Genomic DNA, 5,211 nt, shown 5'->3' on the forward strand with positions numbered 1-5,211 from the left:
CAGGGGCCTCTAGATGAGTTTTATTCCATGATGGCAACTTTGAAGGAAAGACGCGACGTTGCAGTTGACCTTTTGAACAGCATGAAAGGCATAAAGGTCAGCAGGCCGAACTGCACATTTTATCTTTTTGCTAACGTTACAGAAGCTATGGATAACCTCGGTACTAAAACTGTCGAAGAATTTCGCAAGAAAGTTTTGGATGAAACTGGTGTGTCTTTCACGACTAGAAATCATTTTGGCTCACCTTTGCCTGATGAAAAGCAGCAATACATAAGGCTCGCCTACTCTGGTATAAATGTTGAAGACATAAAAGAGGGCCTGTCAAAGATGAAGGAGCTTTTAGGTTAATAGAGAGAACCAGAGCTAAGAGGCGGGGCAACTTGAAGGGAAAAAGCTAGCCTCGCCTCTTTATATTATGCCAATCATTGCAAGGGCTACATATATTAGTAAAATACACATGCTTGTCTTGAAAAGGCCCTGATATTTGGAAAGTAGCTTCTGGAACGCAGAGCCACCTAATGCCCAAACAACGTTAGCGGATACTGCTACAAGAGCTAGAGAGACGGCAGAAACAAGTATTAAGGGGAAAGATTTCGAGTAGGGAATTGTAAAGGAAGATGTGACAGTAAGGGCATAGAGTATGCCCTTTACGTTCAAAAATTGCATGGCCACTCCAGCGTAAAAAGAGCAAAGTTTCCCGAGTGAAGGATTTTCTGCGTCCATTCTTGTAGTTATTATCTTGTAAGCCAAAAACAAAACATAAACACTTCCTATTGCCTTGAGAAAAGGCGATACGGCCGGCAAAGTTTCTTCCAAAAAAATATTAAAATATGAAGCACATAGGAATATTGTTGAGAAACCAACAAAGACTCCAGACATGTATTTAAGGGCCTTCCGGAAACCTAAAGTTGCTGCAAAAGACATGGAAAGCAAGTTGTTGGGGCCAGGGGTGAAGGAGACTATTATTACATAAGATATAAAAGCAAATAATTTGTCCATGGAGAACCCCCTTATCATTTTTAGATCCCTATGCATCATTAGAACATAGTATGCAAATTTTGTCAGCTTAATAAATTTAGTCTCTCACCCCTTGCGTAATTAACTATTTTGATCGATAAAGAATGTGATCCCATCTTTTAAGATGTTTATTGCTGCTAGGTATTCTGTTAGTTTTATTTTTTCAGCCTCGGTATGTTCCAGCATGCTGTCCCCGGGGCCGTAGATTGCCATGGGACATTCCCAAGGAGCGACGGTGTTGAAGTCATTAGTTCCGCTTTTTGCAAGTAGCCTTGGCGTTTGTCCGTAACTTCTTATAGCTCTGCGGAGCGCTGTAACCATTTTGTCATTTTTAGGGACTTTGTGAGGATAGACTGTATCGAGCACTGAGATATTGACTTCAAAATGGTTACAAAGTTCCTCTATCTTTGAGATGATACCTCTTATATCTACTCCTGCTGGTATTCTTAAATCCAGAAGTATTTCTCCTATCCTGCCGTGGTTTTCCTCTCCTTTCATTGAAATAACGCTGCAGCTAATGTCGTTGATAGACCCTTTATCTTTAACAGGTGGAGCTATGCTCTCAATTATTTCTGTAGCGGCAAGGATTGTCTTGGTTATGGGGCCTGAGCTCCATGAGCGGTGGGCTCCTTTATCGGCTGAAGATATTTTGGCCAAGATTCTGCCTCTACATGAGATAGCTATCCCATAAGTTCCAGTGGGTTCGCCGATTATGCATCCTTTTGGGGAGTGGGCCTTTACGCGGAATTTTGCACCCCGAGAGTCTTCTTCTTCTCCTACGGCGGCTATAAATGTTACCTTCCAATCTTCTGGCAAATCACATGAGCTCCCCGCCACAGCCATGGCGCATAGGGGTCCCTTGGCATCCACTGAGCCTCTGCCAATCAGATAATTCTCATCTAGAGAGAAAGTAGGTCCTCCTGGAACGGTATCAATATGTCCTAATAATATGAGCTCGTTCTTTCCCCTTCCTCTATGAGCTACGACATTGCCTACCTGGTCGATGTAAGCATTTTCCCATCCAAAGGATGGAAGGTTTTCGGCGAGAGCCTTTGTGGCTTCAGACTCTTTCCTGCTCACGCTAGATATTTTGACCAGTGACCCTAATAGATCAATTGCTTTTTCTTCCAATCTATCCATGATTCGTTAACACCCTTTCTAGAATAGTTGTGGCTTCTTCGAAATGATGTCTTTCTGCTGCAAAAGGTGGCATAAAACGCAAGACCATTGGGCCAGCCTGAAGAGCAAGCAGCCCTGCATTTTGTAGATCCCTTATTAGTGGAGTCACTTTGCATTTTAGCTGTATGCCTACGAGAAGTCCCTCTCCACGAATTTCCTCAATTAGTGGATTCCTTATAGAGGAAAGGAGGGAAGTAAAATATGCGCCCATTTCTTTCGCTTTTTGAGGATAGTTTTCTTTTTGTAAGAGTTCCATCGCAGCAAAGGCAATGGAACATACTAATGGATTGCCTCCAGCAGTGGAGCCGTGACTCTGGGGAACGAAATCTAAAAGCTCTTTTTTCCATAAAGCCACTCCGACGGGCAGCCCACCAGCTACTCCTTTGGAGAGACATATAACGTCAGGTTCAAGGCCGTGAGCCGAACTTATAGATATGCTTCCACATCGGCCGAAACCAGTTTGTATTTCATCGGAAACGAGCAAAGCACCGGTCCTTTGGCATTGCTCAGATATGGCCTTCCCGAGGGAAAAATCCAGTGGGTGAACGCCTCCTTCCCCTTGAATTGGCTCTACAAATACTGCAAGGGTGTTTTTGTCTATCTTTGATGGTAATTCTTGAGCATTATAGTGCTCGACTTTGAATAAGAGTGGAGAAAAACTTGAGCGATATTTGGGATTAAATGTCAAGCTCAAGGCTCCACATGTTCTGCCGTGAAAGCCCCTTCTTAACGCTAAAATTCTGGACCTACCAGGCCTGTTCAGCGCACATATCTTGAGGGCGCTCTCTATTGCTTCGGCGCCGCTATTAGTCCAAAAAATTCTATGGTTGGGAAAGAAATGGCTTAGGCTTTCAGATGCTTTGTTTCTTCCTTCGCTCTCGAAGCCTGCTCCTATGCTCCAAGGCCTCTCGGAAGCTTCCTTAAGGGCCTTTACGAGAAAAGGGTGATTGTGTCCGAAGAGGGAAGCACCATGTCCCATGAAGAAGTCTAAATACCTTTTCCCATCTTTGTCATATACTTCGACTCCTTGTCCCCGTGTTAAGACTAAACCGCGATTTCCGTAGATCTGGCTCTCCATAGATGGGTCCCTCCTCCTGATATGGCGTTGGTAATGGGATTTTCTATCCTGCTGTCCGCAATTATTGCCTCTTGTAAGCCGCCCTCGAGGGCTTCCCTGCAGGCCAGTAGTTTCCTTTTCATGTTTCCTTTTGCCGCTCTTTCAGCTATGTGCCATTCTTCCAAGGTTATTTCCCTGATCAACGATTCCGGGTTATCTACATCTTCAAGCAATCCAGGGGTATTAGTCAAAAGAACTAATGTGCGAGCATTGCACGATGCAGCTATGCTGCCAGCCAATCGATCCCCGTCGATGTTGATATACCTTGGCACATTTTCATCCCTGGCTAGGGGTGGAAAAATAGGCAAAAAGCCTCGTTCGATGATGACCAGAATTTCTTCTTGGTCGATGGAGGTTATCTTCCCACTTCTATTGCCTCTTAGAAGAATGGTCTTGCTCCCTTCCCTGGCTCTTATTACGTCTTTTACCTTCCCATGGACTAAAGTCGTGTTCATTGGATCAATTGGCATGACTGGAATTCCCATTGTACCGAGAGCGAAGCATATTTTAGCAGTCTCTGAAAATGATGCTTTCTCAAATAGCATCATCTCTCTATCCGTAACGAAACGGCTTCTGTAGCCTGAGGGACTTACGACATATCGCGGCTCCATGCCTGCAGCACTGCACAAAGCATCCATGGCGCCACTTACGCCGTGGCATAATACCCACCTTTCGCCGTTTCTGACCCTGTTTGCAAGGTCAACCAACGTATTATTGTGATTATTGCCCTTTGCCCCTCCTATTTTTACCACTCCGTCAAGCATGGCTTATTCCTCCCTCATTGTTAGACTGGATATACGGGCTGCATATCTAATCCTTCTATTTCAGATATTCCGAGCATTATGTTTGCCGATTGTACGGCGCTGCCTGCAGCTCCTTTCATGAGGTTGTCTATGGCAGATACGGCAAGACAGCGATTTCCCTCTTCATTTAATGCAAATCCCACTAGAGCCTTATTGCTTCCGCAAACAAGTTTTGGGTCAGGAAAGCGAAGATACGAAGGTCTCGCGGGACATAGCTCAACGAAAGGTTCTCCAACATAGGTAGATCTGTATATTTTCCATAATTCCCTTTCGGAGATTTTTGTGTTTAGGGTTACGTCTGCACAGGCTTGAACACCTCTTACAGCTTCTATAGTACTTAACCTCATGGAAAGCTTTTCCAGTGGAAGACCCAGTTCCTGTGAAACCTCAGCTAGGTGACGGTGGCAAAACGGTTCAACTATTCTAGTGGCTCTGCTCCGAAAGGGGTGGTGGCTTCCTCCAGAGGGCATAGCCCCTGCTTCAGAAGATCCAGCTCTGATATCCAGATGGACGGACTCTATAAGGCCTGCTCGTGCTAAAGGTAAAAGGGCAAGTATCGATGCTGTGGCATTGCATCCCACACCTGATATCAGGTTAGTTGAGGCAATATCATCACGATGAAGTTCTGGTAGTCCATAAACAGATTGTTGAAGCAATTCGGGCCTTGGATGTTCAATGTTGTACCATTCCTTATAATTTTCTGGATCTTTGAGCCTGAAGTCAGCAGACAGATCTACAACTTTGAGCCCCTTCTCAAGAAGTTTGGCTACTTCATTGGCAGATGAACCGTGAGGTAACGCTACAAAGGCTATGTTCGCTTCATCTATATGAGCTTCTTCATAAGAGACGAAGGTCATGCCTGCGAAGTAGGAACGAAGGTGGGGGTGAGTTGCCCCCACCGGTGTATTCTTTTTGCTTTTCGAGATGGCTGCAATTACGGAAATATAGTTATGTTTTGCAAGTATGCGCAATAGCTCTCCGCCAGTCATGCCTGCTGCTCCTAGGATTATTGCCTTAAATCTTCTTGTTTCCTGCATACTTTCCACCCTTTCCAATTTAAATAAAAAAACCCGCAGGCTTCTTCCTGCGGGTCGG

6 protein-coding genes are annotated in these 5,211 nt (G+C 44.8%); 1 reads left to right on the top strand and 5 read right to left on the bottom strand.

Features of this window, described 5'->3' with window-relative positions:
• A partial coding sequence (locus tag H0Z23_RS08420) for an aminotransferase class I/II-fold pyridoxal phosphate-dependent enzyme (RefSeq protein WP_296869001.1) occupies window positions 1-348 on the top strand: 348 nt, incomplete at its 5' end.
• Window positions 349-408: 60 nt separating this feature from the next.
• Here H0Z23_RS08420 and H0Z23_RS08425 read toward each other — a convergent pair.
• The 5 genes from H0Z23_RS08425 to argC form a co-directional block, all read right to left on the bottom strand.
• Window positions 409-999 (bottom strand): LysE family transporter, encoded by a 591-nt coding sequence (locus tag H0Z23_RS08425; RefSeq protein WP_296869002.1) that lies wholly within the window; start codon window positions 997-999, stop codon window positions 409-411.
• 99 nt (window positions 1,000-1,098) lie between these two features.
• Window positions 1,099-2,157, bottom strand: a complete 1,059-nt coding sequence (locus H0Z23_RS08430) for a M20/M25/M40 family metallo-hydrolase (RefSeq protein ID WP_296869003.1) — start codon at window positions 2,155-2,157, stop codon at window positions 1,099-1,101.
• Window positions 2,150-3,274: an aminotransferase class III-fold pyridoxal phosphate-dependent enzyme gene (locus H0Z23_RS08435; RefSeq protein ID WP_296869004.1), complete on the bottom strand. Its 1,125-nt coding sequence runs from the start codon at window positions 3,272-3,274 to the stop codon at window positions 2,150-2,152. The genes H0Z23_RS08430 and H0Z23_RS08435 overlap by 8 nt, the downstream gene beginning before the upstream one ends.
• Window positions 3,241-4,077 carry a uridylate kinase gene (locus H0Z23_RS08440; protein WP_296869005.1) on the bottom strand — a complete coding sequence of 279 codons (837 nt, stop codon included), beginning with the start codon at window positions 4,075-4,077 and terminating at the stop codon, window positions 3,241-3,243. The genes H0Z23_RS08435 and H0Z23_RS08440 overlap by 34 nt, the downstream gene beginning before the upstream one ends.
• Before the next feature lie 20 nt (window positions 4,078-4,097).
• A partial coding sequence (gene argC, locus H0Z23_RS08445; RefSeq protein WP_366928892.1) for an N-acetyl-gamma-glutamyl-phosphate reductase occupies window positions 4,098-5,211 on the bottom strand: 1,114 nt, incomplete at its 5' end.

Source organism: Thermovirga sp., assembly GCF_017656375.1.
Taxonomy (GTDB): domain Bacteria; phylum Synergistota; class Synergistia; order Synergistales; family Thermovirgaceae; genus Thermovirga.

What these genes read in the sequence shown, in the direction of transcription:
- H0Z23_RS08425 (WP_296869002.1), bottom strand. Translation starts at nt 999, where the DNA reads ATGGACAAATTATTTGCTTTTATATCTTATGTAATAATAGTCTCCTTC.
- H0Z23_RS08430 (WP_296869003.1), bottom strand. Translation starts at nt 2,157, where the DNA reads ATGGATAGATTGGAAGAAAAAGCAATTGATCTATTAGGGTCACTGGTC.
- H0Z23_RS08435 (WP_296869004.1), bottom strand. Translation starts at nt 3,274, where the DNA reads ATGGAGAGCCAGATCTACGGAAATCGCGGTTTAGTCTTAACACGGGGA.
- H0Z23_RS08440 (WP_296869005.1), bottom strand. Translation starts at nt 4,077, where the DNA reads ATGCTTGACGGAGTGGTAAAAATAGGAGGGGCAAAGGGCAATAATCAC.